Below are 4,100 nucleotides of genomic sequence, written 5' to 3'. Positions count from 1 at the left end.
GGTTAAAGTTGCTTGACCGACGCTTTCGCTACCGCGCATCAGGGTGACGAGTTGATCACCGACGACGGGAATAGCAGCAGGTACACCGGAAACAATTTTAACCGCCCAGTAACCCACCTGATCCCAGGGTAAGGAGTAACCAGTGACACCGAAGCTAACGGTGATTACGGCCAGGACAACCCCAGTTACCCAGGTTAATTCCCGAGGTTTTTTGAATCCACCGGTCAGATAGACGCGGAAAACGTGCAGGATCATCATTAACACCATCATACTGGCGGACCAGCGATGGATAGAACGAATTAACCAGCCAAAGTTAACTTCGTTCATGATGTACTGTACGGAGGAGAGGGCCTCTGCTACAGTGGGTTTGTAGTAGAAGGTCATGGCGAAACCAGTGGCAAACTGGATCACGAAGCACACAAGGGTGATACCACCCAGACAGTAGAAGATATTGACGTGGGGGGGAACGTATTTGGTGCTGATATCATCAGCGATCCCTTGAATTTCTAAGCGTTCCTCAAACCATTGATAGGCTTTAGAATCCGTTACTTGTTTGGTAAACATCGCGTAACCAGTAAGAAAAATGAAAGATTTAAGGTGTGACCTTTAAAAAATGTAACACAGTTTTCAGGGCTAATTCTCGCTCCGGTCAGGTTTCTCCACTGGTGGGGATCAATCTGTGATCGCCAGTCCCGAAAAACGTAACTTCCTAAAATTTCCCTTAAAATGTCTCCTAGACTACAAAAAATCGGGCTAATTGTCCGACACTGGGAATAGGTAAGGTTGACAGCTAGTTACTGATTTGCTCACATTGACCTACATACGCCACTATTTAGGCGAACGTTTGTGACCCTAAGAAAAGCCGTTGAGCTATGGGGATTACATCCCAATACATTAAGAGAATATGCCGATGAAGGGAAAATCAAAAGTATCAAAAACGAAGCAGGGCAACGATTGTACGATGTCCAGTCTTACGTCAATGGTGCAGCTAGAGCTTCCCTTGTTTGCTACTGCCGAGTCAGTTCAATCAAGCAACGAGATGACCTTGAGAGACAAGTCAGCTTTATGCGCGGATTCTATCCAGAGGAAGAAATCATCAAAGACATCGATAGTGGGCTTAACTTCCAAAGAAAAGGACTTAGAGCCATACTGGACAGATGATTGTGGGGAAATAAACTCACAATTGTTATGTCCACACTGGACAGATTATGCCGATTTAGATTCGAGCTTATACAGTATATGGTCGAACAAAACGGTGGCAAAATCTTGGTTCTCGACCAAACTGTTCACAGTCCCGAATCAGAACTTACAGCAGACTTGTTATAAATACTTCACATCTTCTCTTGCCGAATGTCCAGACTCAGGAAGTACGCTCAAAAAATCAAAGAAAGTACGGATTTATCCAACAACAGAACAGAAGAAACTGATGAAACACTGGTGGGGAGTATCTCGGTTTGTCTTCAACCAAACCATTAAATATCTACAGGAACCAGGTAGAAAAGCTAATTGGAAGGCTATCAAGACGGGAATCATTAATGATTTACCAGAATGGGCTAAAGAAGTCCCCTACCAGATTAAATCAATAGCAGTCAAAGACGCTTGTGAAGCCGTTAAAAATGCTCAAAGAAAATATCAAAAAACTGGGGAAATCCAGAAAGTAAAATTCCCTTCCCGTAAAGATAAACAGCAATCCTGTTATATTCCTAAGTCAGCCATTTCAGCAAAAGGAATATATCACACAAAATTAGGGCAAATACGCTTCACCGAATCACTGCCCGACAATTTTGGGGATAGCCGATTAGTATCCAGAAATGGACAATACTATTTAGCTATTCCCCATGAGGTGCAACGATGGGAATCCGATAACCAAGGACGCATTGTCGCCCTAGACCCCGGTGTTAGAGATTTTCTGGCACTATTCTCGCCTAATAGTTTTGGCTCAATCGGGAGTCAGGATATAGGTAAAATCCAACGATTATGCTATCACCTTGATGATTTAATTTCTCGTTCTACCAAAGTTAATGCTAAAACCAGAAACCGTTATCGAAAAGCAGCTAATCGACTAAGAAATAAAATCAGGAATTTAGTAGATGAACTTCATCATCAAGTTGCTAGATTCCTAGTTGATAACTTTGATGTGATTCTTTTGCCTACTTTTGAAGTGTCAGAAATGGTTCTAAAAAATAGCAGGAAGATTCGCTCAAAATCTGTTAGACAGATGCTTAACTGGTCTCATTACCGATTTAAGCAATTTCTCAAGCATAAGGCTTTTGAGATGGGTAAATTAGTAATAGACTGCTGTGAAGCCTATACGTCGAAAACAGTTAGCTGGACTGGTGAATTAATACATAACTTAGGGGGAAAAAAAGTCATTAAATCCAAGATTGATGGCAAGAAGATGGATAGAGATATTAATGGCGCACGAGGAATTTTTCTTCGTGCTTTGGGAGATACCCCCTCTTTAAGAGACTCTCTTAGAGTGCATTGTTAATGTATGTTAGCAAAAAAGTATCGGTATGAAATGAGGTCAGTGTGCTATTAAATACCTACGATCCCGAAGGCTTCTACGACGAACTATTCTTAGATGATGGTCAACCTCGTCCCCACTCCTCCCCTTTAATCAAATGGTTGCAGAATCTGCCACCCCGAGAACTTCAACAACACCGGGAAACCGCTCAGTCGGCCCTGTTTGAATTGGGGGTGACTTTCAATGTCTATAGCGACAATCAAGGGGTAGAAAAAATCTTTCCTTTTGATATTATTCCCCGAATTGTCGCGGCTGAGGACTGGGATTATTTGGAAAGAGGACTGAAACAACGCATCAAAGCTCTCAATCTTTTTCTCTCCGATATCTACAATGACCAGTTAATCATTAAAGATGGCATTATTCCCTCCGAATTAATCGCCTCGGCGACGGGATTTCTGAAACCCTGTCTGGGACTGAAACCCGCCGGAGGTATCTGGTGTCACATCACGGGGACCGATTTAGTCCGCGATAAAGATGGTCAGTGGTACGTTTTAGAGGATAATTTGCGGGTTCCTTCTGGTATTTCTTATGTCCTCGAAAATCGTCGGGTAATGAAAAGCACCTTCCCCGATATTTTCCAGACAATGAATGTTAAACCGGTGGATGATTATCCTTCCCATCTGTTGGAAACTCTCCTTAATTTAGCCCCACTCCAATTACCTAATCCCACCGTAGTGGTTTTGACCCCCGGAACCTATAATTCTGCCTACTTTGAACATTCTTTTATCGCCCAACAAATGGGGGTAGAATTAGTGGAAGGGCGTGATTTGGTCGTCTTTGATGGTTATCTACAAATGAAAACCACCAAGGGATTAAGACGGGTAGATGTGGTATATCGTCGCCTCGATGATGACTTTTTAGATCCGGCGGTTTTTCGTCCCGATTCGATGTTAGGTGTACCCGGATTATTAAAAGTTTTTCAGGAAGGCCGCGTCGCTTTAGCTAATGCTCCTGGTACGGGAGTCGCTGATGATAAGGTTATTTATGCTTTTGTCCCCGATATGATTCGTTATTATCTGGGAGAAGAAGCGATTTTAAATAACGTTCCCACCTATCTTTGTTGGCGAGAAAAGGACTTAGATTATGTCTTAAATAATCTCGATAAATTAGTTGTGAAAGCTGCCAATGAATCGGGAGGTTATGGGATGTTAGTTGGTTCTCAAGCTACCTCGAAAGAACGAGAAGAATTTGCCCCACGCATTGCCGCTAATCCCCGCAATTACATCGCTCAACCAGTGTTAAGTCTTTCTAGGGTTCCAACTTTAATTGACACGGAAATTGAAGGTCGTCATGTGGATTTACGTCCCTATATTCTCCATCGAGGCGATGAAATTTATGTGCATCCCGGGGGGTTAACTCGCGTTGCTTTGAAAAAGGGTTCTTTAGTGGTTAATTCTTCTCAAGGTGGTGGCAGTAAAGACACTTGGGTTCTCACCAAGTAATAAGGACAATCCTCAAAATTTTGGTGGGTTACGGCGAAAATTAAATCATCAGTCAACTGCGTAAATTATTGTCGCCTAACCCACCCTACCCTTTTCACTTTTTCCTGGTTAATTATGCTTAGTAGAGTTGC

General features: G+C 42.6%; 4 protein-coding genes. 3 read left to right on the top strand and 1 reads right to left on the bottom strand.

Annotated elements, in window-relative coordinates:
- Positions 1-564, bottom strand: a 564-nt coding sequence (petB, locus tag PX481_RS08765) for a cytochrome b6 (RefSeq protein ID WP_288094417.1), incomplete at its 3' end; no start/stop codon positions are given.
- Between the two features lie 282 nt (positions 565-846).
- Here petB and PX481_RS29645 point away from each other — a divergent pair.
- The 3 genes from PX481_RS29645 to PX481_RS08755 are packed head-to-tail and all read left to right on the top strand — an operon-like array spanning position 847 to position 3,969.
- Positions 847-1,161 carry a recombinase family protein gene (locus PX481_RS29645; RefSeq protein ID WP_002757607.1) on the top strand — a complete coding sequence of 105 codons (315 nt, stop codon included), beginning with the start codon at positions 847-849 and terminating at the stop codon, positions 1,159-1,161.
- Entirely contained in the window at positions 1,112-2,491 is a 1,380-nt protein-coding gene (locus PX481_RS08760) for an RNA-guided endonuclease InsQ/TnpB family protein (protein WP_223212960.1), read from the top strand. Before PX481_RS29645 ends, PX481_RS08760 begins: the two co-directional genes overlap by 50 nt.
- A 41-nt stretch (positions 2,492-2,532) precedes the next feature.
- Positions 2,533-3,969, top strand: a complete 1,437-nt coding sequence (locus PX481_RS08755; RefSeq protein WP_002757605.1) for a circularly permuted type 2 ATP-grasp protein — start codon at positions 2,533-2,535, stop codon at positions 3,967-3,969.
- Positions 3,970-4,100 lie beyond the last annotated feature (131 nt).

The organism is Microcystis sp. M53603_WE2 (assembly GCF_030065435.1).
This window is presented reverse-complemented; position numbering and strand designations above follow the sequence as displayed.